Annotated in this window: 19 protein-coding genes; 5 read left to right on the top strand and 14 right to left on the bottom strand. The window is 35.6% G+C overall.

The genetic code is table 11. The features are described from left to right. Position 1: 1 nt before the first annotated feature. The 14 genes from moeB to B3C18_RS01760 form a co-directional block, all read right to left on the bottom strand. On the bottom strand, positions 2–1,078 hold the full coding sequence (gene moeB, locus B3C18_RS01825; protein ID WP_291141445.1) for a HesA/MoeB/ThiF family protein: 1,077 nt from the start codon (positions 1,076–1,078) through the stop codon (positions 2–4). Between the two features lie 10 nt (positions 1,079–1,088). Further along, positions 1,089–1,328, bottom strand: coding sequence for a MoaD/ThiS family protein (locus B3C18_RS01820; RefSeq protein ID WP_291141442.1), 240 nt, complete (start codon positions 1,326–1,328; stop codon positions 1,089–1,091). Positions 1,329–1,330: 2 nt separating this feature from the next. Next, entirely contained in the window at positions 1,331–2,119 is a 789-nt protein-coding gene (gene cobA, locus B3C18_RS01815; protein WP_291141439.1) for a uroporphyrinogen-III C-methyltransferase, read from the bottom strand. 5 nt (positions 2,120–2,124) lie between these two features. Further along, positions 2,125–2,694: a molybdenum cofactor guanylyltransferase gene (locus B3C18_RS01810; protein ID WP_291141437.1), complete on the bottom strand. Its 570-nt coding sequence runs from the start codon at positions 2,692–2,694 to the stop codon at positions 2,125–2,127. A gap of 262 nt (positions 2,695–2,956) precedes the next feature. Next, positions 2,957–3,703, bottom strand: coding sequence for a sulfite exporter TauE/SafE family protein (locus tag B3C18_RS01805; protein WP_291141434.1), 747 nt, complete (start codon positions 3,701–3,703; stop codon positions 2,957–2,959). A gap of 171 nt (positions 3,704–3,874) precedes the next feature. Continuing rightward, positions 3,875–5,047: a gephyrin-like molybdotransferase Glp gene (gene glp, locus B3C18_RS01800; RefSeq protein WP_291141431.1), complete on the bottom strand. Its 1,173-nt coding sequence runs from the start codon at positions 5,045–5,047 to the stop codon at positions 3,875–3,877. A 162-nt stretch (positions 5,048–5,209) separates the two neighbouring features. Beyond that, the gene (locus B3C18_RS01795) at positions 5,210–5,458 is read right to left on the bottom strand and encodes a DUF6755 family protein (protein ID WP_053470284.1); all 249 of its coding nucleotides are present in this window, start codon (positions 5,456–5,458) and stop codon (positions 5,210–5,212) included. Positions 5,459–5,482: 24 nt separating this feature from the next. Then, positions 5,483–5,995 carry a ubiquinol-cytochrome c reductase iron-sulfur subunit gene (locus tag B3C18_RS01790; RefSeq protein ID WP_291141426.1) on the bottom strand — a complete coding sequence of 171 codons (513 nt, stop codon included), beginning with the start codon at positions 5,993–5,995 and terminating at the stop codon, positions 5,483–5,485. A 9-nt stretch (positions 5,996–6,004) separates the two neighbouring features. Further along, the gene (locus B3C18_RS01785; RefSeq protein WP_291141424.1) at positions 6,005–6,574 is read right to left on the bottom strand and encodes a 4Fe-4S dicluster domain-containing protein; all 570 of its coding nucleotides are present in this window, start codon (positions 6,572–6,574) and stop codon (positions 6,005–6,007) included. Between the two features lie 19 nt (positions 6,575–6,593). After that, a complete protein-coding gene (locus tag B3C18_RS01780) occupies positions 6,594–8,810 on the bottom strand; it encodes a molybdopterin oxidoreductase family protein (protein WP_291141421.1) in 2,217 nt (738 codons plus the stop codon). A 92-nt stretch (positions 8,811–8,902) separates the two neighbouring features. Beyond that, entirely contained in the window at positions 8,903–9,952 is a 1,050-nt protein-coding gene (locus B3C18_RS01775) for an MFS transporter (protein ID WP_291141418.1), read from the bottom strand. 28 nt (positions 9,953–9,980) lie between these two features. Then, entirely contained in the window at positions 9,981–11,573 is a 1,593-nt protein-coding gene (locus B3C18_RS01770) for a magnesium transporter MgtE N-terminal domain-containing protein (protein WP_291141414.1), read from the bottom strand. A gap of 18 nt (positions 11,574–11,591) precedes the next feature. After that, on the bottom strand, positions 11,592–13,064 hold the full coding sequence (locus B3C18_RS01765) for an MFS transporter (RefSeq protein WP_291141411.1): 1,473 nt from the start codon (positions 13,062–13,064) through the stop codon (positions 11,592–11,594). A 232-nt stretch (positions 13,065–13,296) separates the two neighbouring features. Further along, positions 13,297–14,769, bottom strand: a complete 1,473-nt coding sequence (locus B3C18_RS01760; protein ID WP_291141408.1) for an MFS transporter — start codon at positions 14,767–14,769, stop codon at positions 13,297–13,299. 964 nt (positions 14,770–15,733) lie between these two features. Between B3C18_RS01760 and B3C18_RS01755 the strand changes: the two genes are divergently transcribed. From B3C18_RS01755 to B3C18_RS01735, 5 genes are all read left to right on the top strand, one after another. Then, positions 15,734–18,859 (top strand): SusC/RagA family TonB-linked outer membrane protein, encoded by a 3,126-nt coding sequence (locus tag B3C18_RS01755; RefSeq protein ID WP_291141406.1) that lies wholly within the window; start codon positions 15,734–15,736, stop codon positions 18,857–18,859. A 19-nt stretch (positions 18,860–18,878) separates the two neighbouring features. Further along, the gene (locus tag B3C18_RS01750) at positions 18,879–20,351 is read left to right on the top strand and encodes a RagB/SusD family nutrient uptake outer membrane protein (protein WP_291141403.1); all 1,473 of its coding nucleotides are present in this window, start codon (positions 18,879–18,881) and stop codon (positions 20,349–20,351) included. Between the two features lie 4 nt (positions 20,352–20,355). Then, positions 20,356–21,924, top strand: a complete 1,569-nt coding sequence (locus tag B3C18_RS01745; RefSeq protein ID WP_291141400.1) for an arylsulfatase — start codon at positions 20,356–20,358, stop codon at positions 21,922–21,924. Between the two features lie 231 nt (positions 21,925–22,155). Continuing rightward, the gene (locus tag B3C18_RS01740) at positions 22,156–24,051 is read left to right on the top strand and encodes an arylsulfatase (protein WP_291141397.1); all 1,896 of its coding nucleotides are present in this window, start codon (positions 22,156–22,158) and stop codon (positions 24,049–24,051) included. A gap of 61 nt (positions 24,052–24,112) precedes the next feature. Continuing rightward, positions 24,113–25,408 (top strand): sulfatase-like hydrolase/transferase (locus B3C18_RS01735; protein WP_291141394.1); only part of this gene is annotated, 1,296 nt, incomplete at its 3' end.

The raw sequence follows: 25,408 nt of genomic DNA, 5'->3' as shown, positions 1-25,408 counted from the left end.
TTTAAATTGAAATGGTAGTTTTTTCTTTTATTAAATCTTTCATTGCTAAAATACCTCCAGCAACGCTTTTTATATTTTTAAATTGATACTTTTGAAGTAACTCTGCTGCGACTTTACTTCTAATTCCAGATTGACAGAAAATGTAAATCGTTTGGTTTTTATCCAGTTTTTCAATTTCATTTTCTAGATTAATTAATGGAATCTGGATTTGATTTTTTAAATTGATTTTTGGAAGTTCCTCTTCATTTCTAACATCCAAAAATAGAACCTCATCATTATTTATTTCATCCAAAATCGATTCAAAATTAACTTCTTCAACTTCAGATTTATAGTATTTTTCTTCGAATGATTCTCTGCTTATTGACTTAAAATCACTTTTATCAAAATCATATTTTTGCTGTTCGTTATTGAGAATATTATAAACTAATATTTTACCGCTTAAAACTTCTCCAATTCCGAGAATCATTTTCAGAACTTCATTTGCCTGAAGCATTCCGATAATTCCAACCGAAATTCCGGTTACTCCGGCATCTTCGCAGTTTAAAGCGTTATTGTTTTCATCTGGATACAAACATCTGTATGTTGGTCCGTTTTGATAATTGAAAACTGAAACTTGTCCTTGAAATCTAAAAATTGATCCGTAAACCATTGGTTTATTGGTTAACAGACAAGCATCGTTTATTAAATATTTAATTGAAATATTATCTGTTGCGTCAACAATAATATCATAGTTTTGAAATAACGAAATGGCGTTTTTACCTGATAATTTCTCTGCAAAAGCGTTGACTTTTACCAGCGGATTCAATTCTGAAATCATCAGTTTTGCTTCTTCGACTTTGGATTTTCCAACAGCCGAACTTTTGTAAATCACCTGACGATGTAAATTCGAAATCTCAATATCATCATCATCTACAATCCCAATTTCGCCAACTCCGGCAGCTGCTAAATAAGGCAGAATCGCCGCTCCCAAACCTCCGGCACCAATAACCAAAACTTTCGCTTTCGATAATTTGTACTGACCATCCTCTCCTATTTCAGGAAGAATCATTTGTCGGTTGTATCGGTTTGATGCACTCATAAATTAATTTTTATCCTCCGGCAAACGGTGGTAATAAAGCAACAATATCACTTGTTTGTAAATTGTAATCTGCTGCTTTTGAAATTATTTTTTGATTTACTGCTACGCTGAAAGAAAGCGATTCAAATTGGTATTTTTCGTTTAAATCATGCAATAATTTTTGCAAAGACAATTCTTCGGAAAAAGATAATTTTTCGAATTCACATTTTGTCTTTTCAGCGACAGCTCCAAAATATTTAATCTCGATCATTTTTATAAATTTAAATTCTGAAAAATGAATTCATCTTCAAAATGTTCCTGAAAATAGGAAATCCAGCTTGAAGTATTTCTCACTACTTCGCCAATCACAATAATAGCGGGCGATGATATATTTTTTTCAGCAACCAATTTAGTGATTGTATTGATAGTTCCAATCACTTTTTGTTCTGAATTTTTTGTTCCGTTTTGAATAATTGCGATTGGTAAATCATCATTTCTGTTTTCCTGATAAATAGAAATTATTTCATCCAATTTATGCATTCCCATCAAAATAACTACCGTCGCCGCCGATTTTGAAGCCAAAAGAACATCTTTTGATAATTTATGATCTGAAGTTGTTCCGGTAATTACCCAAAAACTTTCGGCTACTTTACGCTGTGTCAAACTAATTCCAACGGAAGCAGGAACAACCAAAGCAGATGAAATTCCGGGAACGATAGCAGTTTCAATTCCAAATTCTTCTGCAAATTCGATTTCTTCGCTTCCTCTTCCAAAAACAAACGGATCTCCGCCTTTTAAACGCACTACATGTCCGTGACTTTTTGCCATGGAAACAATCAAATCATTAATCTGATCTTGTGTATAAGCATGACAGCCCAATCGTTTTCCAACAAAAACAATTTCTGCATTTGATGCATATTCTAATAATTCTTCGTTGACCAAAGCATCGTACAAAACTACATCGGCACTTTTTAAAGCTTTTATGGCTTTCATCGTAATCAATTCAACGTCGCCTGGGCCTGCGCCAACAATCGTCAATTTTGGTGTTTTTAAGTTTTGCATAATCTTTAACTTAAATTGATATTCAGATCATTTAATTCGTCGGCCGAATTAATATTCGTCAAATGAAAGTTTTCACTTTCTTCTATATTCAAAATTTGATGCGGCACTTTTGCCAATAAATCCATCATTTTTAATTCATCTGAATCAATCGCATTTTTAATAATCGGAACAATCTTTTTTGAATAAATCCCAATTAATGGATGTGTTTTACTTTCGGAAGCAAAAACGGTTATTCCGGCTTCTTCTGTATGTTTTGAAATTAATTCGGTTAACAATTCAGTCGAAATCAACGGAATATCACAGCTTAAAATCAAATTGAATTCGGTTTCAGAATGGGATAAAGCGGTATAAATTCCGCCTAAAGGACCTTTATCTGAAATAATATCGGGTATTTTTTCATACGGCAGATAATCGTATTCTTTTGATGCCGTAATTAGTTTTATTTGTTCTGTAATAGGCAAAATCGCCTTAATTATATGTTCTATAAATGGTTTTTCCTGAAACAGCACTAATCCTTTTTCAGACTGCATTCTGGAGCTTTTTCCTCCGCAAAGAATAAATACTGATATATTCATAGTTTCTTTTGTTTCAAATTTCACGTTTCAAGTTTTGCTCATATTTGTCAGGCTGAGCGAAGTCGAAGCTCACGTTCCAATTGGAGCGCCCTTCGACTTCGCTCAGGGTGACAATTTTTACTTCAAGGTTTTGCCAATCTTTGTCTCCAGCGGTTAAAACCGCTGGCTATGTTTATTTAGCAATCTTTTACATTTGCTTTTCAAATATTGCCCGAGGTTTCAACCTCAGGGACGTATTATGAGCGATTTTTCTTTTTCAATCTCAAGGAAAAATCAATTTGACGCTTGCCATCAAAATAACCGTTCCTAAAACCATTTTTAATGTTCTGTTAGAGAAAGAACCACTTCCGTAAAATCCGCCTAACATTCCTCCTACAACTGCAATTGGAACCAAATAAAAACTTTCTATTGGGATTGTTTTTCCTCCTAAAAAGAATCCTAACATTCCGGCTGTTGAATTCACAAAAATGAATAAACTCGAAACCGCTGCCGATTCTTTTACTGATGCCCATCCTAAGAATAATAAAATCGGACTCAGGATAATTCCGCCGCCAATTCCTAACATTCCTGACAATAAACCTATCGCAAAACCAATTACCAATGCGATTGGAAGATTGATTTTTACTTCTTCTTTTTCTTTAAAATTAAATACTCCAAACAATCTCAACGCTGCGAAAACCAATACAATTCCTAAAACTATTTTATAAATCGCATTGTCTAAAGTTATAAATCCCCCGATAAATGCTGCCGGAATTGAGGCAATGGCAAACGGATAAAACAGCTTTGGTTTAAAATAATTCTTTCGATAATAAAACAAAAATGAAATACTCGAAACAAACAAATTCAACAACAAAGCCGATGGTTTCATAATCGAAACCGGAAAAGCAAAAATGCTCATCAATGCCAAATATCCAGATGCGCCGCCGTGACCTACACTAGAATATAAAAACGCAATAACGATTAATGCGAAACTAAATAGTAATATGTTTTCGGAACTTAATAGGTTCATTATTTTTTTGTTTCAAGTTTTCTTTGTTTCAGGTTTCAAGTTGCTAAGCTATATGTTTTATATTACACACTGCTTTTCATCCTTAATACCAAAAAATCTATTTTCTATACTCTTTATTCTATTTTCTTTTTCTAAAAATCTAAATTCTGAATTCTAAAATCTAAAATTCTCTTAATCAATCGGTAATAATGTTACTAATTGGCCTTTTTTATATTCCTGAACATCTTCCGGCACAATAAGTAAACTGTTGGCAACGGCAAAAGTGTTGAGCATTGCTGAACTTTGTCCGTCGAGAACGGTGACTTTTGTTTCGTCGTATTTTGCTTTTAAGAATAATGTTTTTCCTGTAGTATTCTTAATATCCGAATTTAATTTTCGAACTACTTTGGTTTTATAAATTTCCGAAAATCCTAATTTATTTTTGATTGCTGGTGAAACATAAATGTAAAAATTCGTCAGCGATGAAGCAGGATTTCCCGGCAAAGCAAAAACTAGAGTTTCATTTTTTGAACCAAAGAACATTGGTTTTCCGGGTCTTTGATTGATTTTATAAAACAATTCCTGAACACCGTTTTGCAATAAAGCTTCTTTTACGAAATCATAATCGCCTACTGAAATTCCGCCGGAAATTAAAACAACATCGTATTTTTTCAGAATACTTTTAAGCGCATTTTTTGTCGCTTTGAGATTATCTTTTACTCTGTAAACTTTTGTTTTTTTGATTCCGATAGTTTCCAGCGCTGCTTCCAGCATAACCGAATTACTTTCGAAAATTTTTCCTTTTTTAAGCTTTTTCCCTGGTTGTACTAATTCATTTCCGGTTACTAAAATGGCCACTTTGGGCTTTTTGTAAACCTCAACTTCTGTGATTCCTAAACAAGCTAAAAATCCAATTGCTGCGGGCGTTATTAAAGTATTGGCTTCAAAAACTACTTCGTCTTTTCCAATTTGTTCTCCTTTTGGACGAACGTTTGACAATTTTTCAGGCATTGTAGCAATCAAAATTGAATCTTTATTTGCCATTACATGTTCCTGCATTACAACTGTATCTGCATTATCGGGAACAAAAGCGCCTGTAAATATTCGAATTGCTTCGGTATTTTTTAGCTTTATATTCGAATGATCTCCAGCCTGCGAAGTTCCAATAATATCATATTGGTGTCGAATACTGTGCGTGAATGCATATCCATCCATTGCCGACTGGCGAAACGGCGGCATGTCGATTGGCGAAATTACTTTTTCTGCCAAAACATAACCTAACGCTTTGCTAACCGGAATTAGCTTTGTGGACATTTTTTTGCTGTTCGCCTCAATAATCGCTATAGCATCTTCTACTTTAATCATTCGTGTTATTTTTACAAGCAAAAAATACTTATTACAAATATAAGTATTTTTACTTAGTTAAATCAATTAAGTACCTAAATTTTTTAAAAATATAAATTTAGCTTAATTCTTTTAAATACCGAGCGAAAAAATCAAATAGCTTTTAAAGTTGAAGTGTTTGATTTACTTTCTTTTAAAATTACCTTTTGGAAGGTAATATAACCACGCAAAACCAATAAAAAATAGTATTGCAGAAGCTATAAAGGCGGGAATTAATATTTCTTTGTTATTTTCTAATGCATTATTTAAGGATGCATATAAAAGCCAGATTTGAATGCTGACATTTAAAATCAGAATAAAAATAAGTGTCGAAAGTATATTGTTCAGCTTATTAGGGTTAGCGCGGTTTTGGCTTCGTCTAAAAGTACTCATATCTATAAATTTTAATTATACAGTTTAGCTGTCTTTTTTCTCTATCATTGCTTTTACAAAAACAGCATTTTCTTTAAATACTACTTCTAACTGCGGTAAAGCTCTTGGCGGCGGGCCCGCAATTACATCGCCTGTCATGGCATCAAATGAACCTTCGTGACAAGGACAATGTATAATTCCGGTTCCGGGTTTGTAAAATACGGAACATGAAAGATGCGTACATTTTTGTTCGTAAGCTCTAAAATCACCGCTTTCTAAGTGAATTAATATGTATGGAATTGTACTTCCTTCTAAAACAAAACCGCGAGTTCCGCCCACGGGAACATCTTCTTTATTACAGATAAAATGTTCGCCTTGTACTTCTTCTTTTGGTAAAAAAAGTGCTTTTGCAGTAACAAACCCAGTTCCTACCATTAATCCGCCGGAAACAAAAGTCAGGAATTTAGCAAAATCGCGTCGGCTGACTTGTGTTGATTCCTGCTTTTTAATAGGGAAATCTTTTTTCCAGTTTTGATTTAAATTATCTTCTTTTGACATGATTCTGGTTTAATAAATTCTTAATTCTGTACTGCCTTTTGGCATCATAATATTCACTTTTGTTTTAACTTTTTCCTGTCCAAAAATAAAGTTGTTGACTGGCGTACTATTCGGTCTCATTTCTTCGATTTGTTCTCTTGTTCCATAAAACAATGCACCGCTTGGACAAACTGTAGCGCACATTGGTTTTTTACCTACGCTTGTTCTGTCGTAACACATTGTGCATTTCATCATTAAATCGTATTCTTCAACTTTTTTAGGCACTCCAAATGGGCAAGCCATAACACAGTTCGAACATCCTATACATCTTTCAGTATTTGCTGTATGCACTATACCAAATTCATCTTGCGAAATTGCATCAGCCGGACAGACATTAGCACAAACCGGATCTTCGCAATGCATACAAACCTGAACTGTGGTTTGAATTGTCGACGAACGATCTACATAATTTACGCTTATTAAAGTTTGCTGGCCATTGGTTTCACATTCGGCGCAGGCCATTTCGCAGGCTTTGCAGCCAATACACCGCTGCATATCTACAAAAAACTCTTCGTTTGTATTAAAATTGGTCAAATTCATAACTTCATTTTTTTATAGATTAAACACTTGCATACGCTTCAGATTCTTTGGCTGGCGGTGCTATTTTCCCCTGCGGATCTAATAAACAGGCGCAGACTTTAAACTCCGGAATTTTAGAAATCGGGTCTAAAGTTCCCGGCGTTAATTGATTGGCCGATTTATGTCCCGGCCAGTGATACGGAATGAAAACGGTATCTTTTCTAATGGTTTCTACAATATTGGCAGGGAATGTTCCTTCGCCTCTTCTTGTTGCTACTCTTACTAATTCTCTTTGTTTGATTCCGTATTTTGCTGCTAATTCAGGATGAATTTCTAGCATTGGTTCCGGAAATTGATCTACCAGTTTTCCAATTCGGCGTGTTTGTGTGCCGCTTAAATATTGTGAAACGACACGGCCTGTTGTTAGTGTTATTGGATATTCTTCATCGGTAATTTCGCCCGGAAGTTTATAAGGCGCGGGATTAAAATGCGCTTTTCCGTCTGGGGTTTTAAACTTTTTATCTTCCCATAATCTTGGCGTTCCGGGATGATCTTCTGTTGGACAAGGCCAAAAAACGCCCATATTGTCTTCTACTTTTTTATACGTGATTCCGAAATAATCTGCTGTTCCGCCTTTTGAAGCGACACGCAGTTCGTTGAAAATTTGTTCACTATTATCGTAAGTAAATTTATCTTCTTCGCCTAGTCTTTTTGCTATTTCTAATAAAATTGAAGTATCGGTTCTTGCTTCTCCCGGAGGCGTAACGGCTTGTCTGATTCTAATCACTCTTCCTTCTGCAGAAGTTGTTGTTCCTTCTTCTTCTTCCTGTAAAGATCCTGCCAAAACAATATCGGCATGACGGGCTGTTTCATTTAAAAAGAAATCGATACAAACGTAAAATTCTAATTTTTCTAATGCTGAACGAACGTAATTATTGTTAGGAAGAGAAACCAGCGGATTGAAACAAATCGAAATTAATCCTTTTATTTCATCTCTATGAATGGCTTCAATAATTTCATACGCTGTTAGTCCTTTTCCGGGTAAATCTTTTTCATCGATTCCCCAAACTTCAGAAATATATTTTCTATGTTCCGGATTTTCAATATCACGGTTTCCTGGCAATTGATCGCATTTATGTCCGTGTTCTCTTCCACCCTGACCATTTCCTTGTCCGGTAATTGTGCCGTAACCGCAATATGGCCTTCCAATTCTTCCTGTTGCCAAAACGAGATTGATACAACCTAAAACATTATCAACACCTTTTGAGTGATGTTCGATGCCGCGTGCATGCAGTAAAAAGCTTGTTTTTGCTTTTCCCCATAATTCTGCAGCAGCTTTTATTTTTTCTTTATCGATTCCGGTAATTTCTTCTGCCCATTCTAAAGTATAATCTTTTACGGCATCAATTGTTTCCTGAAATCCTGATGTATAATTATCAATAAAATCATGATCCAGCATATCATGATCTACTAAATATTTCAGCATTGCGCCGTATAAAGCAGAATCTGTTCCGGGTTTTACATCCAGATGAATATCGGCAGTTCTGGCAAGCGGAATCATTCTTGGATCGATTACAATTAATTTTGCTCCGCGATCTCTTGCTTTCCAAATCCAATGTGTTAAGGTTGGGAAAGTTTCACTGATATTAGCTCCGGCAACAATAATTACTTCGGCATATTCTAAGTCTGAATAATTGTTTGAAGCGCGGTCTAAACCAAATGCTTTTTTATTTCCGGCTCCGGCGCTTACCATACAAAGTCTTCCGTTGTAATCGAGGTTTCTTGTTTTTAAAGCTACGCGCGCAAATTTTCCAACTAAATAACTTTTTTCGTTGGTTAATGAAACTCCAGACAACATGGAGAATGCATGTTGTCCGTATTTTTCCTGAATGCGTTTTATTTCAGAAATGGTTTTATCCATCGCATCATCCCATGAAATTTTTTCAAATCCTTTTCCTTCCACTCTTTGTATCGGATGCAAAAGTCTGTCTGGGTGATTATTTTGAAGATATCTTTGAACTCCTTTTGGGCACAAACGTCCTTCATTAAACGGAAATTCCATCCACGGTTCAAAACCTACTACTTTATTTTCTTTCACTAATAACTGAATTCCGCATTGCATTCCGCAAAAGCAGCAATGCGTTTTTACAACGTCATCTGGTTCGTCTCTTCCATTATAACCATCCACTGGTGCATAGTTTAGATGTGGTCCAAATGCTTCAATTATTTTTTCAGTTGATACGGGTAGTTTTGCCATGTCTAATTTTTGTTTGTTTTGTTTCAAGTTTCAGGTTTCACGTTCTGTGTGGAACTTGAAACTTGAAACCTCAAACTTGAAACTATTTTTTTCTATCCAAATAAATTTCCGCCTTCTAGTCTGGCTTTTAAATGTGCTTGTGCCAGGCGGGATCTTTTCCCTTCTGGGCTTAAATCGAGGTGAGAAGTTCCGTCTTCGTGGGTGAAATCAAAACCTAATTCTTTGGTTACGATTTTTAAATCATTGATGTGAAGCTGGGTTGCAAATTCTTCTCCGGTATGCGGACAAACTGCCATTCCTTGTTTAATTCCTTCTTTTTTATAAATGTGTGCTCCAATTTGTGCGGGACGCTGAATGATATGAAAGAATTTCCCAAACGGAATCCAGATCAAAAACATAATTACAGTTACAGCATGAATTACGGCTAAGAAATCATATGCAAAACCTTTCATGAACTGATAGGAATACGTTAGACATAATCCGGTAACTGAAATGGCGATTAATAAAATCAACGGCAATAAATCACCTTCAAAAGTTTGGGTTGCAATTAATCCAGGGTTTGTTAATCTTCTTCTTAAATAATAAACTGAACCTATAATTACTAACCACGAAGACCAATTTAAGGCATGAAAAATCAGAAATGCCAAAAAGGAATTTATCTGAAAATCCATCATTTTAAACCCGAAGAAATGTGCTTCGTAAATGGAAATTGAATTTGGTGCCAATGTAAAGTGAATCCATCCAAATGTAAGCGGGATTGTTATGGCAAAAGCCGATAAACAGCCTATTGCAATACAAAAATGGGCAAACCAGCGCCATTTGCTTCTTGGATAAATAAACTTTTGTACGACAATATTTTGTACGGATTCTTTTCCCAGAAACCATAAATGAGAAATTATTTTTCCGGTAAAAAGGAATTTAAGGCTTCTTTTAAAATACATCCATGTTGGAGGTCTTTGCAGCCAAACGGTATAACGATATACGATTCCGAAGAAGGCGAAAACGGTTCCGAATAAATAGGTAACTAATGCTGCATCAAAATTTTGTAATTGTCTTGATCCGTAAAACACTAGTATGATTGTAAGTATAGAAACTAGTATTGCAACAAGTAAGGCTTTGGTATTGTACGTTTTATCTTTCATCCTTAATTTTTAATTTAATGATTACTTCTTAACTTGGTTTTTCACAATTTTTACGATTGTAGAACCACCAATTGATACCTGTAGCTAATATAGTGAAAAAACAAACACCAATAAATAATTGATTTACAGTACCATTAGCAGAAATATTATTTCCAATTAGTTTAGAAAATATAAAAGGTCCAAATGCTGCAATTGCGGCTGTCCAGCCAATTACGCCTGCTGCCTGACGTTGATTTTCGGCAAAAATAATTGGGTATTGTCTAAAAGTTCCTGCGTTTCCAATTCCGGTAAAGAAAAACATACCCAAAATTACGGCTACAAAAAGAGGAAACTGATCCATGCTTGTTGGCGCAACCAATCCTTGCGTTACCAATATAATAGCTCCCGCTAAAATCCCTAAACCTGTTATAGTTGTTAAGATAGCTCCGCCCACTTTATCAGCCACAAATCCAAAACCGATTCGGCTTGCTGAACCAATTAGCGGGCCATAAAATGCATATACTAAAGGATCTGGTGCATTTGGAAAATCTCCGTATAAAAATTTAATCATTAATGGAAAAGCTGCTGAAAGTCCTGCAAATGTTCCAAAAGTCATTACATACGTAATGGTGCAGTACCATGTATGTTTATTTGAAAATATATCCAGCTGTTCTTTAATAGAGGCTTTCATTGGAATACTTCTCAAATAAAACCAGCTTACAATGGCTAAAAGAATTAAAAAAGGTGCAAACCAAAATGCTGCTGACTGTAAATAGATTGGTGTATTTTTAACGGCTGCATTTTCCGGGCTTATTTGATTTAATATTTTTTCTGCCAGTTTTGGATTTGCATTGGCAATTGCTTTGGCCTTTGCTTTTACAGGCAATGAAGCAAAAACAATTGTTTTATCTGTAGAATGTATTGCTGTACTTACAGAATCAACTACATTTTGTTTTACGTTAGAAAGTATTTTGATTTGTATTTCTGCATCAAGTGATCCAAAAACTTCTTTTTGTTTTTCTACAGTAGAGTTTTGAAAAACAGTTATAGCTTCTTTAAAATCTATACTTGTAAATACTGTTGATGCTCCGTAGATTCCGACACTTATAATAAGCGGCGTTACAAATTGTGCTATCGAAACTCCAAAATTTCCTATTCCGGCCTGAATTCCCAGTGCTGTTCCTTTTAATCTTTTTGGGAAAAACAGGCTTGTGCTTGGCATGTAAGATGAAAAATCGCCTCCTCCAAAACCTGTTGTAAATGCTAAAACAGCAAATACCCAAAAAGGTGTGTTTGTATCCATAACGGCAAAACCAATTCCGATTACGGGAATTAATTTAATTGCTGTTGCAAATGAAACGACGTGACGTGTTCCAAATATGGGTAATATAAAAGTGTGAATTATTCGCAGCAATCCGGCTGCTAATCCGGGAATTGCGGTTAACCAAAAGAGCTGATCTTTAGAGAAATTAAATCCTAAGCCGGGTAATTTAACGGCTATTACGCTCATCATAAACCAAGAGGCAAATGATAATATTAATGTTAATGTTGTTATTGTTAACGTTCTCCATGCAATTTTACTTCCGCCAGAGTTCCAAAATCCTTCATCTTCCGGTTCCCATTTGTCTAACCAAGTTTTCATTATTTGTATTTATTTAAATTATTTATCTTCTATTTCTTTTGTAAATTCTGGTGATTTGCTTCTCAAAGCTTTAATTATCGTTCTGTGCATCCATAGCAGACAAAGCACAGAAACTATAAAAATGAAGATCCATGAGCTCGTCCAAAGTCCTGTGTAGTTGAGAAGATATCCAAAGATTATTGGGCCGAAGAATCCGCCGAGTCCGCCAATTAAACCTACCATTCCACCCACAACTCCCACTTCGTTTGGAAAATATTCGGGAATGTGTTTATAGACAGCGGCTTTTCCTATTCCCCATGAAATACCAATTAGAATTACTAAAACCAGATACACCCAAAGATTAGCGCTGAAGTTTATTTGTGTAATTCCTTTCGCCAGTAATTCTTTCTTTTTGACTTCCTGATTTTGCTTTACCACAATTTCCTGCCATGATTTTTTTACTGGAAAAACAGATTCGGTACTTACGTCTGAATCTTTTTTAGTATTGATTTGATGTGTTTTATCGTTTACGTTTATTTTATCGGCATAAACTTCTGTTACAACTCCATTATTCATTGCCAAAACGCCCGGGCCTGCGGTATAGATTTCCATTTTTGGAAACATTAATAAAAAGCTGATTGCTATTGATGATCCTAAAACCCAATACATTACTTTTCTGGCTCCAAATTTATCTGAGAGATATCCGCCGAAAGCTCTGATAACGCCTGACGGTAAACTAAACAACGTTGCAAACATTCCGCCCATAACTAATGTCGTGCTGTACACATTCATAAAATTGGGAAGCAGCCATTGTGAATAGGCTACAAAAAAACCAAAGACTAAAAAGTAGTAAGCACCAAAACGCCAAACTCGCAGGTTTTTGAGCGGAGACATTAATTGTGGGATTGTTTTAGAAACTCCGGGATTGGTTTTATTTTTTGCAAAAACAATAAAAAGGATTCCTATTATTACCAATGTTGCGGCATAAATTACGGGAAGCATTTTCCAGCCGTTTATTGGGTCTTTTTCAGATAAATAATTTAGCAAAGTTGGTGCAATAAAAGTGGTAATTGCGGCTCCGGCATTTCCCATTCCGAAGATTCCTAACGCTCTTCCCTGCCATTCTTTTGGATACCAGATTGAAGTATATCCAATTCCGACTGCGAAACTAGTTCCTACCAATCCAAAGAAAAAACTCAGCAAAGCAAAACTTAAAAACGAATTGGCAAAAGGCAGTAAAAAAAGTGGAATGGAACAGAGTAAAAGTAAAATCGAGAAAACAATTTTACCGCCATATTTGTCTGTTAAAATCCCTATTGGAAGTCTGAAAATTGAACCGGAAAGAATTGGAATTCCTAACAGCCATCCTGTTTGAACAACTGTAAAATTGAAAATTCCTTTATCAGTTAAATAGGTTATTAAAACTCCGTTTAATGTCCAGCAGGCAAAACATATCGTAAAAGCGAGCGTATTTAAAAATAAAATTCGGTGGGATTGAGATAAACTGCTCATAAAACTTTAATCTATTTTGACTTGATGAGGCATAGTTCCTCAATTATCAAAAACAAAATTAAAGCGATACATTCTTACAGAAAATGATATATATCATGTAAAAAAGATATTTTTATCTTTAATAGAAATACAACTCAAAATACTGAAAATAAACATCTAAATTTATTTGCATAAAAAAGCTTTTCTCCTTTTTGTAAGAGAAAAGCTTTTGTAAATTTTGAGTTATAATTTTTTAATTTTTTCGATCCATATCTTTTGCGTATTCCGGTGATTTCTCTTTCATTAGATTTACTACGATTCGATGCATCCAAATCAAACAAATTAAGGATATGGCTAAAATAAACATCCAGGAACTGGTCCAGAAACCGGTAAAACTTAAAAGATATCCAAAAATGATTGGGCCGAAAAATCCACCGAGACCACCAAGTAATCCGACCATTCCGCCAATAACTCCTACTTCGTTAGGGAAATAATCGGGAATATGTTTGTAAACCGCCGCGGCACCAATTCCCCATGCGGCACCAATTAAAATGACTAATACAAGATATACCCACATATTGGCTTCAAAATGAATTTGTGTGATTCCTTCTGCCAATAAATCTTTCTTTTGAATCTGCTGATTTTGTTCGACGACAACTTCCTGCCATGATTTTTTAGAAGGGAAATATTTATTGTGTACCGCGTTTTTGTCTTCCTGTGCAATTTGATAGGTTTTTCCTCCTGCTATAACTTCATTTTCTGAAACTTTAGTTACGGTTCCGGCTTTTGAAGCAACAAGTCCTGAGCCTGAAGTTGTGATATCCATTTTGGGAAACATTAGTAAAAAGCTGAGTACAACTGAGGAACTTAAAACCCAATACATTACTTTTCGCGCTCCAAATCTATCCGATAAAAATCCGCCATACGCTCTGATTACGCCTGACGGAAGGCTAAATAAAGCGGCAAAAAGTCCGCCCATTACTAAAGTCGTATGGTATACATTTAAAAAATTGGGAAGCAGCCATTGCGAAAAAGCTACAAAAGAACCAAAAACCAGAAAATAGTATAATCCGAATCGCCAGACTCTGGCACTTTTAAGTGGTTTTAATAATTGCGAAACTGTTTTAGACTGTGCTTCTATTTTTTTATTTTTTGTAAAAATCAGAAATACGATTCCCATTAAGAGTAAAGCGCTTCCGTAAATTACGGGAAGCCATTTCCACCCGTTTTCAGGATCAGTTTCTGAAAAATTAGTTAATAAGGTGGGTGCAAGAAATGTGGTGAGTGCGGCACCGGAACTTCCCATTCCGAAAATTCCTAAGGCCCTTCCCTGCCATTCTTTTGGATAATAAATAGAAGTGTATCCTACTCCAATTGCGAAACTGGTACCAACCATTCCGAACAAAAAGCTTAAAATGGCAAATGTCCAAAAACTGTCTGCAAATGGTAATAGAAAAAGCGGAATTGAGGATAAAATCAATAAGCATGAAAAAACAGGTTTTCCGCCAAATTTATCGGTTAGGATCCCCATTGGCAAACGCATAATTGAGCCTGTTAAAATTGGAATCCCAAGCAGCCATCCAATCTCGACGACGCTCCATTCAAAAATTCCTCTGTCGTTTAAAAAAGTAACTAATACGCCGTTTAACGTCCAGCAGGCAAAACAAACCATAAAGGCTAACGTGTTGAAAAAAAGAATACGGTGTGATTGTGAAAGATCTGCCATAGAAAATACTTTTTAGTAATTAATGATTAAAAACTTATTGTGTATAACCTGATGTTTTTTTTGGCGAATAAAATTTCAGTCTGTCTTTGTATGTATATATTAAAATTAAGAAAAAAACCTATTAAAACATTAATTATTAATCTTTTAAACTCTAAAAGCAGTTTTTATAAATCTGAAGTTTTTTTCTAATTTTTTGAATTGAAGTGCTTTTCAAGACATTTTTGGGTGTTTTTTAATGTCTTAAAAAGTAATTTAAGACATTAAAAACTAGCAAATTAAATGAAAAATATTACAATTTATTATTACGTCAAAAAATATTTTTAACATTTTTAAAAATAAAAAACAACAATCAAAGTGTTTATTATCAATAACTTAAATTAAAAAATAAATTAATTGAAGCATAATATTTGCACCGTTTAAAAAAAAACTTTAGTAAACTTTTGGTTTTTATTAGATTAAAATTAACTTTGTCTATAGGATTAGTAGAGTTATAAATAATATTCGAAACCAAAAAAACTATATTTTGAAAACAACCGAAAGCATATCGTATTATATTCTTCCAAAAAATGATACTTATAACAATTGTTGTTATATGTGCTTCTGTTGTTAATTACCAACGCAATCCTTTCGTTATTAGATTAAATTCTAAATCTAAAAAACGAAATCTCAATTTCACCACCAAGATTACTTTTATTGAAAATACAATCATCTAATTGATGCATAAAACTGCAGCAAAAGGATTTTTGAATATACCTATATTTTAAAAAGAAAACAATTAATCAACTAAAAAACAACCAAAATGAAAACAATGCAAACCTGTTGCTGTAAATAAAAAAAGCCATTTCTGCGGCAACAGAAATGGCGAGGCTTAAAGAACATTTATCACTAAATCAAGGACACAATTAGAGTGCTGAAAATTCAGCTCTCAGGGCGCCTTGTTAATTACTTAAACCATTACAAAGAAATGAAAAAAAATATAAACCTCATTTTATGGGTTACAATTTTGTTAACATCCCTGCAATTTCAGGCACAAAATACAACACCGCTTATCCAATCTAAACTCGACGGAACGGTAGTCGATGACATTACAAATCAGCCAATTATAGGTGCATCAGTAACAATTAAAGGTACAACTCACGGTGTACAGACAGATGCTGAAGGAAAATTTTATTTTCAAACGGGTCAGAAATTTCCTTACACCTTAATCGTAAGTTATATAGGATATAAGAAACTAGAAATTATAGTAGAGAAAAATCCGGTTACGATTCATTTAAAAGAAGAAAGACAAGAACTGGACGAATTAGTTGTTGTAGGTTACGGAACTCAAAAGAGAAAAGACATTACAGGTTCTGTAGCTTCTGTTCCAAAGGCCAATTTATCTCAGGTAACTTCATCAGCAGATAACTTATTACGAGGCGCTGTTGCCGGTGTGGTAGTTACACAAAGTTCTGGTCGTCCGGGTGCTTCTTCAAGTGTACGTATTCGTGGAGGAAACTCAATCACAGCGGGTAACGAACCTTTATATGTAGTTGACGGAATTTTGATTTACAATGACAATAATAACAGCTCTGCCGGAATATCTAACGCCGGAGCAAGTTTGAATGTTTTGTCTACTATAAATCCTGCTGATATTGAATCTATTGAAGTTCTTAAAGATGCGTCTGCAACTGCAATTTATGGTTCTCGTGGTGCAAATGGTGTTGTTATTATTACGACTAAAAAAGGAACAAAAGGACAGGATAATATTTCCTACCAAGGTTATTTTGGATTTCAAAATGTTTCGAAAAGACTTCACGTAATGAATGCCAGCCAATGGGCTAGTTTACGAAATGATGTTCAGGCAAGTATTGGTCAGGCTCCATCTTTTTCTGCAGCGCAGATCGAAGCTTTTAAAACTTCTGGAAGCTACGACTGGCAGGATGCAGCGTTTAGAACTGCTGCTCCGGTTCAAAATCATCAATTGTCATTTTCTGGAGGAGACGAAAGATCAAGATATGCAGTTTCTGCAGGATACTTTGATCAGGAAGGTACTGTTCTGGGATCTGATTTTAGACGTATCTCTCTTCGTATCAATTACGAAAGAAACTATTCTCAAAACTTTAAATTTGGTATTAATGCTAATTACAGCAACTCACTTTCTAATGGTATAGCCAATAACGGAAGCGGAGGAAGAAATCCAAACCCTTTGGTTAGTGTTTTGTTAACTGCTCCTGTAGTGCCAATTAGAAATGAAAACGGAAGTTATAACGTAACTAACAATCCTTATGCAACTTCTGTTAACGGTTTTGTTCCAAACCCTATTAATGATTTGGAAAATACAATTAACGAAACTAAAATCAACAGAATTTTAACCAGCTTATTTGGTGAATACAAAATCACTAAAAAATTAACAGCTAAAGTGGCTGTAAGCGGTGACGTAATCAATACAAAACAAAACTATTACGCCCCTGCAAATACTTCAAACGGTGCAGGAACAAAAGGTTCAGCAGCTGTTGGAGACAGATTGGTAAGTTCTGTACTGAATGAAAATACTTTGAACTATAATACCAACTTCGGTGAAAACCATAAATTCTCAGCATTAGGAGGTTATACACTTCAATATACACAAGGTGAAGTGGTTACAGCGGGAGCTAATACATTTGTAAATGATGCCAATACCTATAATGCACTTCAGGATGGTGTTGCGGTAAAACCTGGCAGTGATGCTTTTGAAAGTGTTTTAAAATCATGGCTGGCGAGAGTAAACTACTCTTATAAAGGAAAATACAACTTTACACTTTCTGCCCGTGCCGATGGTTCTTCAAGATTTGGTTCGGAATCACTTTGGGGTTATTTCCCTTCAGCAGGTTTCTCTTGGAATATTACGGATGAAGAATTTGCAAACAACATTAAAGGTGTAACGGAGGCTAAACTTAGACTTACGGCCGGAACAACAGGAAATCAGGAAATTGGAAACTATTTAGCTTTGGCTCAAATGGGATCTGTAAACTATTCTTTTGGAGGAACATTATACACTGGACTTGCCCCTACCCGATTGGCAAATCCGGACTTGAAATGGGAAAAAACAACGCAGTATAATGTTGGTTTAGATTTATCATTATTAGAAAGAAAAATCAATTTTGTTTTTGATGTGTATTACAAAAAAACAAACGATTTGTTAATCAGCGTTCCGGTACCGTTAACTTCTGGATATGCAAGTGTACTTCAAAATATTGGAGGTGTTGAAAATAAAGGTATCGAGATTGGTTTAACAACAGAAAATCTAAAAACAGAAAATTTCTCATGGAATTCAAATATTGTTTTCTCTGCTAACAGAAATAAAGTTGTAGCTATTGGAAATGGAGTAAATCAGTTTTTCCCTGTAGTACCAAACGGTTCTTTATTACAACAGCAGCCGGTTACGGTAAAAGTGGGATTACCATTAGGAACTTTTTGGGGATACAGAACAAATGGAATTTTCCAAACTCAGGAAGAAGTTAATACACAGCCAAAAATCAACAGTTTAGCGAACACAAAAGTGGGAGACAGAAAATATGTTGACACAAACGGAGACGGTGTAATTACAGCTCTTGACAAAGGAAACTTAGGCTCATCTCAGCCAAAATTTGTTGGAAGTTTCAGCAACACGATTTCCTATAATGATTTCGATTTGAACTTCTCGTTCCAAGGTTCTTATGGTGCAAAAATCTTCAATGCATTAAATCAGCAGTTAGAAATTTCTACACTTGGAACAAATGCTTCAACAGCTTTAGTTGACCGTTGGACGCCAACAAATCCAAGTAATGAAATCCCAAGAGCAACAAGTTCTCCATTAGGAATTGTTTCTGAGCGTTATGTTGAAGATGCTTCTTTCTTACGATTAAAATTAATTACTCTTGGTTATACATTACCTAAAAGTACCTCTAAAAAACTGGGAGCAAAAAGTGTGAAATTCTATGTTTCTGCCGAAAATCTGGTTACATGGACAAAATATAAAGGATATGATCCAGAGGTAAGTTCATACGAACAAAACAACTTATATCCGGGAATTGATTTTGGTTCCTATCCAAACTCAAAAACATTCATCTCGGGCTTGAACGTAACTTTCTAAGTAAAAAAAATATATCAAAATGAAAAAGATTATAATAACATTCCTTTTAAGTGCCGGACTATTTGTATCGTGCACGGACCTGGAGGTAACACCAACCTCTTTTGTAACCGAAGATAATTACTTCATCACCCAAGATGATGCTGTTGCGAGTGTAACTGCAGTTTATGCTTCTTTAAGCCTTGATCCGGGAGAGCAGAGTTTATTCGGGAGAAACCTTTATTTCCTTACAGATATGGGTTCTGATTATGCTGCGGCCGGAGTTTCTGCAACAAACCCTCAAGTTAGAGCGATGAGCAGTTTAACACATGATGCTACAAATGACCGTGTACAAGTGGCTTGGAGACAAATTTATGCGGGAATCAACAGAGCGAATGTTTCCATTGATAATATCCCAAAAGTATCTGGTTCTGAAATTGTAAAAACAAGATTAATCAACGAAGCAAAGTTTATCCGCGGATTACTTTATTTTCAGGCTGTTCGTATTTGGGGCGGTGTTCCAATTGTTTTACATGAACCAACTTCTATTCAATTAGAAAGTTTAAAATCAAGAAGAGAATCTGTAGAGAATGTGTATGCACAAATTATTTCAGATTTAACTGCTGCCGAAAGTTTACCTGCAACTTATGGTGCTGCAGATACTGGACGTGCCACTTCTGGAGCTGCAAAAGCTATTTTGGCAAAAGTGTATTTGACAAGAAAAGATTATCCAAATGCTATTTTAAAGGCAAGAGAAGTAATTAATGGCGGATACGGTTATGCTTTGTTCGAAAACTTTCAGGACATTTTTACGAAAACAAAAAAGAACGGAAAAGAACATATTTTCTCTGTTCAGTTTGAGCCAAACCAAGCAGGAAACGGATCTAGCGGAAGTACTTTTCAGGCAACATCTTTTACCGGATTTACAGCAACGGAACCTGCTGATATTATTTCAGATGTAGCCTTATTTTATGATATTTATCAACCTGGAGATACTCGTAGAGATGTAAGTTATGCTAAACAATTGCTTAACCCAACAACCGGAACTTTATATACTTTCCCTAAACCAATCTTTAAAAAATATCTGGATTTAAGCAATTTGGCAACGCCGTCAAACGTAGCTATCAATTTCCCTTTAATTCGTTATGCAGACATCTTATTGTCTTTGGCGGAAGCCATAAATGAGCAAGGTGCACCAACTGCAGAAGCTTATGAATTAATTAACCAAGTAAGAAGAAGAGCTTACGGAAAACCAATTACAACACCGGATGCTACTGTAGATTTAGTTGGATTAAACCAAACCACTTTTAGAGCTGCAATCCAAGAAGAACGCAAAAAAGAATTTGTTCAGGAAGGACAACGCTGGTTTGACTTAGTTCGTTGGGGAACTCTAGTTACTGAAGTTAAAAAAGTTACGGCTAAAAACTCAGTTTCAGAAAGAAACAATTTATATCCGATTCCGCAAAGCGAAAGAAATATTGATCCGGTAGGATTGCCACAAAATCCAGGTTATTAATAAAATGATTAAAAAACTGTTCATCCTTGCCCTTTTGGCTGCTGCACAATCTCACCTTTTTGCACAGAAAAAGCAGCCTAACATCATCGTCATTTTGGCGGATGATTTAGGTTTCTCAGATATTGGTGCTTTTGGCTCAGAAATTAAAACGCCAAACCTGGATAAACTTGCTAAAAACGGGCTTATTCTAAACCAGTTTTATAATGCAGGCCGCTGCTGTCCTTCGCGGGCTTCATTGCTCACGGGCTTGTATTCGCATCAGGCAGGTATTGGCGATATGGTTCAGGACAAAGGAGTTCCGGCTTATCAGGGATATTTAAACGAGCATTGTATCACCATTGGGCAGGCACTTAAACAGGCAGGATACAGTACAATTGTTTCAGGAAAATGGCACGTTGGTTTAGTGCCATCAGCCTGGGCGGTTAATAGAGGATTTGATGATTCTTTTACATTACAAAACAACGGAAGCAGTTATTTTAACTCGCAGCCTTTATATAACGACGGAAGAAAAGTTACTTTTTTGAAAGGAGATAAAGAAATTATTCGCACGGATACTTCTACTTATCTGACTCAGGAAATAACCAATTTTGCCATCAGTTCTTTAGAAAAACAGCACAATCAGCAAAAACCATTTTTCCTGTATGTTGCTTATAATGCGCCGCATTGGCCCATTCAGGCATTGCCGGAAGATATTGCAAAATACAAAGGTAAATACCTCGAAGGCTGGGATAAATTGAGAGCAAGCCGTTTTAAAAAATTAAAAGAACTAGGAATCATTGATAAAAACTGGGACTTATCTAATCGTTTTGAAAAAGTGCCGGATTGGGAAAAACTAAGTGCCGAAGAAAAAGATAAATGGGATACCCGAATGGCAATTTACGCCGCTATGATTGACAGAATGGATTCCGGAATTGGAGAAATCCTGCAGAAAGTCAAGGCGTTGGGAGAAGAAGATAATACGCTTGTTCTTTTTCTTTCGGATAATGGCGGAAGTGCTGATGATGTAAAAAACTGGAATTATGTTACACAAAAAAATGGAACACCAGGTTCAGCTGCGTCGATTGATAGTTATGAAAGTCCGTGGGGAAATGTGAGCAACACGCCTTTTCAACTATTCAAAAAGAACACTCACGAAGGCGGAATTGCTTCTCCTTTTATTGCTTACTATCCAAAGCATATTAAGGCCGGAACAGTAAGTAACAGAGTAAGTCATGTGATTGATATTTTCCCGACTTGTCTGGAATATGCAGATTTTCAATACCCGGATTTATTTCAAGGAAAAAGCCTTACTCCTTTAGAAGGAATTAGCTTAAAAAAGGAATTTGAAGGACAACAATCTAATGCGCATGAAGCTTTGTTTTGGGAACATGAAGGCAGCAAAGCAGTAAGAAAAGGCCAGTGGAAAGCAGTAGCCGAAAACAATCAGCCTTGGGAATTGTACAATCTTGCTGAAGACCGAACAGAAACAAAAAACGTAGCAAAATTAGAACCGAAAATACTCCAAACCTTGATTGAGTTACATCAACAATGGTCAGTAAAAGTAGGTGTCGAAGATTGGAATAAAATAAAATAACTCGCTGTGTATAATATTTAAACACATAGAAACATAGATTTTATAACTAAAAAAGAATGCAAAAAGAAACACATTTCTTTCACATAGTTAAACTCTGTGCATTTAATCTAAGTGAAACGCCTTTTTTGAGAGGACAGAAGCTATGTTTCTATGTGTTAAAAATAACATCAACGAGTTAAAATAGCAGAATTAAACAGTGATTACGAATTAAATAACTAAAAATTTAATCTAATGAAAAAGTTTAAAAATAACATTGCAATCAAAAGTCCGCAAAAAGGACTTTTGATTACTGCATTGCTTCTTGCACAATTGAGTTTTGCGCAAACAAAACCAGAAGATTTTAAAGGAGTTATTGGCAAAACCTTAGCCGAATCAAAAGAATATTGGCCGGAACCAGTTACGCCTCCTAAAGGTGCCCCAAATGTCGTTTGGATTATTCTGGACGATGTAGGTTATGGCGCTTCAAGTGCTTTTGGAGGTCAAATCGAAACTCCGGTTTTAGAGAGTTTAGCCAACAACGGATTGCGATATACCAATTTTCATACAACAGCAATTTGTGCTCCTACCCGCTCTGCTTTATTGACCGGAAGCAATTCGCATAAAGTGCATGTTGGAGGATTCTCACACACCATAATGTCGGCAGGATTTCCGGGTTGGGACGGAAGATTACCCTCTAAAAACGGAACCGTTGCTGAGATTTTACGTGATAAAGGATACAACACTTTTGGCGTAGGTAAATATGGGATAACGCCTGACGAAGAAGCAACAGATGCCGGACCGTTTGATCACTGGCCAACCGGAAAAGGATTTGAACATTTCTACGGCTTTTTGGGTTCTGCTACAGATCAGTACAAACCAGATTTAATTGAAGATCAAGTTCATATTACGCCTGACGGAAGACATCTTAGCGAACAAATTACCGATAAAGCAATTAGTTATATTCAGAAACAACAAAAAGCAGCACCGGGGAAACCATTCTTTTTATACTATTCTCCCGCAGCCGTTCATGCACCTCATCAGGTAGCTCAAAAATGGAGCGATCCGTATAAAGGAAAATTTGATGATGGTTGGGACGCTTACCGAGAAAAAACACTAGCTAATCAAAAGAAATTAGGAGTTATTCCTGCCGATGCTGTTTTACCGGAACGCAATTCACTTATTGCAGACTGGAAAAAATTAACGCCGGATCAGAAGAAAGTATATTCAAAATTCATGGAAGTTTATGCCGGATATTTGACGTATACCGATTATGAAATTGGAAGATTGATTACTTATTTAAAAGAAAGCAATCAGCTGGAAAATACTGTTGTTTTTGTTTTAATTGGCGATAATGGAGCCAGTAAAGAAGGAACACTTCAAGGGGCTGTAGACAGACAAACCTATGTAAATGGTGATACAGAAGAAAAAGTATTCCAAAATAACTTAAATAGAATTGGTGAAATTGGAACAGCTCAAACATACACCAATTATCCTTTGGGTTGGGCTCAGGCTACGAATACACCTTTCAAATACTGGAAACAAGATGCCAATTCTGAAGGAGGAACACATAATCCGTTGATTGTTTATTATCCAAAGGGAATCAAAACTCCGGGAATCAGAACGCAATACAGTCACGTAATTGATATTTTACCAACAACTCTTGATATTTTGGGCGTTAAAGCACCGGAATCTATTAGAGAAGTTAAGCAAGACACCATTCAGGGATATTCATTTTACAATTCCTTGAATGATTCAAAAGCTGTTTCCTTACATAAAATTCAACATTATTACATCTTTGGATCAAGAGCCATTTATAATGACGGCTGGAAAGCAGCTGCGGCACATCATCCCAATTCAATTGAAGTAAAAGAAGCTTTGAATAATAAAGTAAATCTTCCGCCAAGTGATTTTGACAAAGATGTTTGGGAACTATACAACATCAACGAAGATTTTAACGAAAGAAAAGATTTGGCTAAAAAATACCCTGAAAAAGTAGCCGAATTAAAAAAACTTTTCGATCAGCAAGCTAAGAAAAACAATTTATATCCTTTAATAGACTGGCAGGATGTTTACCTAAGAAAAATACACAAAACGCCGTCTACCGAAGGAAAATCTGCTCAGGAATTATTAACCAAAGCAAACAAGTAAAAAAATTTACTCAAAAACTCTACTAAATCCATAGATAAATAAATATTAAAAAAAAGAAATAATGAAAAAATTTGAAATTAACTCAAAAATCAAAAACTCTGGAAAAGGGCTTTTGATTACTGCACTGCTAGCTGCACAATTTGGCTTTGCACAAGATACTCAAGAGTTCAAAGGAACAATTGGTAAAACATTAGCCGATTCAAAAGAATATTGGCCAGAGCCTGTAAAAGCGCCAAAAGGTGCACCAAATATTGTCTGGATTTTATTAGATGATGTTGGATTTGGAGCTGCAAGTGTTTTTGGCGGTTTAATCCAAACGCCAACTTTTGAAAATCTGGCTAATAACGGTTTACGTTATACCAACTTTCATACAACCGCAATTTGTGCGCCAACGCGTGCTGCATTATTAACCGGAAGAAATTCTGGAAGAGTGCACGAAAGTGGATTTTCACACACTATTTTATCGGCTGGTTTTCCTGGCTGGGACGGAAGAATTCCATCTGATAAAGGAACAATTGCAGAGATTTTACGTGAAAACGGATACAACACTTTTGCCGTTGGTAAATACGGTGTAACTCCAGATGAAGATGCTACAGATGCAGGTCCGTTTGACAGATGGCCAACCGGAAAAGGTTTCGATCATTTCTACGGATTCCTTGGTTCTCAAACTGATCAATACAATCCTGATTTAGTGGAAGATCAGGCACATGTTAAACCAGACGGACGTCACTTAAATGAATTAATTACAGACAAAGCAATCAGCTACATTAAAAAACAGCAAAAAGCGGCACCTGGAAAACCATTCTTTTTATACTATGCACCGGGAGCTGTTCATGCACCTCATCAGGTTGCTGAAAAATGGATCGAGCCTTACAAAGGAAAATTTGACGAAGGTTATGATGTGTACCGTGAAAAAGTATTAGCAAACCAAAAGAAATTAGGAGTTGTTCCTGCAAATGCGGTATTGCCAGAACGTAATACACTTATTACAGACTGGAAAAAACTAACTCCGGATGAAAAGAAAGTATACGCAAGATTCATGGAGGCTTACGCAGGATTCCTGACTTATACAGATGCAGAAGTTGGAAGAGTTGTAAATTATCTAAAAGAAAGCGGACAGCTTGACAACACTTTGATTTTTGTTGCTATTGGTGATAACGGAGCAAGTAAAGAAGGAACTTTACAAGGAACCATTAACCAAAGTTTATTTTCTCAAGGAAAAACAGAAGCAGAAAATCTTCAAAGCAATTTAAATAATATTGGAGAAATTGGAACTGCAAAAGGTTTAAATACAAACTATCCGTTAGGATGGGCGCAGGCAACAAACGTTCCTTTTAAAAACTGGAAACAAGATGCA

Origin of the sequence: Flavobacterium sp. UBA7680, assembly GCF_002482975.1 — a bacterium.
GTDB lineage: Bacteria > Bacteroidota > Bacteroidia > Flavobacteriales > Flavobacteriaceae > Flavobacterium.
The sequence above is the reverse complement of the archived record's forward strand: the minus strand, read 5'-3'. Positions and strand labels throughout refer to the sequence as shown.

Coding starts and splice junctions, on each gene's coding strand:
- B3C18_RS01820 (WP_291141442.1), bottom strand. CDS start 1,328: ATGATCGAGATTAAATATTTTGGAGCTGTCGCTGAAAAGACAAAATGT.
- B3C18_RS01740 (WP_291141397.1), top strand. CDS start 22,156: ATGAAAAAGTTTAAAAATAACATTGCAATCAAAAGTCCGCAAAAAGGA.
- B3C18_RS01780 (WP_291141421.1), bottom strand. CDS start 8,810: ATGGCAAAACTACCCGTATCAACTGAAAAAATAATTGAAGCATTTGGA.
- B3C18_RS01795 (WP_053470284.1), bottom strand. CDS start 5,458: ATGAGTACTTTTAGACGAAGCCAAAACCGCGCTAACCCTAATAAGCTG.
- B3C18_RS01765 (WP_291141411.1), bottom strand. CDS start 13,064: ATGAGCAGTTTATCTCAATCCCACCGAATTTTATTTTTAAATACGCTC.
- B3C18_RS01775 (WP_291141418.1), bottom strand. CDS start 9,952: ATGAAAGATAAAACGTACAATACCAAAGCCTTACTTGTTGCAATACTA.
- cobA (WP_291141439.1), bottom strand. CDS start 2,119: ATGCAAAACTTAAAAACACCAAAATTGACGATTGTTGGCGCAGGCCCA.
- glp (WP_291141431.1), bottom strand. CDS start 5,047: ATGATTAAAGTAGAAGATGCTATAGCGATTATTGAGGCGAACAGCAAA.
- B3C18_RS01745 (WP_291141400.1), top strand. CDS start 20,356: ATGATTAAAAAACTGTTCATCCTTGCCCTTTTGGCTGCTGCACAATCT.
- moeB (WP_291141445.1), bottom strand. CDS start 1,078: ATGAGTGCATCAAACCGATACAACCGACAAATGATTCTTCCTGAAATA.
- B3C18_RS01810 (WP_291141437.1), bottom strand. CDS start 2,694: ATGAATATATCAGTATTTATTCTTTGCGGAGGAAAAAGCTCCAGAATG.
- B3C18_RS01805 (WP_291141434.1), bottom strand. CDS start 3,703: ATGAACCTATTAAGTTCCGAAAACATATTACTATTTAGTTTCGCATTA.
- B3C18_RS01785 (WP_291141424.1), bottom strand. CDS start 6,574: ATGAATTTGACCAATTTTAATACAAACGAAGAGTTTTTTGTAGATATG.
- B3C18_RS01790 (WP_291141426.1), bottom strand. CDS start 5,995: ATGTCAAAAGAAGATAATTTAAATCAAAACTGGAAAAAAGATTTCCCT.
- B3C18_RS01770 (WP_291141414.1), bottom strand. CDS start 11,573: ATGAAAACTTGGTTAGACAAATGGGAACCGGAAGATGAAGGATTTTGG.
- B3C18_RS01760 (WP_291141408.1), bottom strand. CDS start 14,769: ATGGCAGATCTTTCACAATCACACCGTATTCTTTTTTTCAACACGTTA.
- B3C18_RS01755 (WP_291141406.1), top strand. CDS start 15,734: ATGAAAAAAAATATAAACCTCATTTTATGGGTTACAATTTTGTTAACA.
- B3C18_RS01750 (WP_291141403.1), top strand. CDS start 18,879: ATGAAAAAGATTATAATAACATTCCTTTTAAGTGCCGGACTATTTGTA.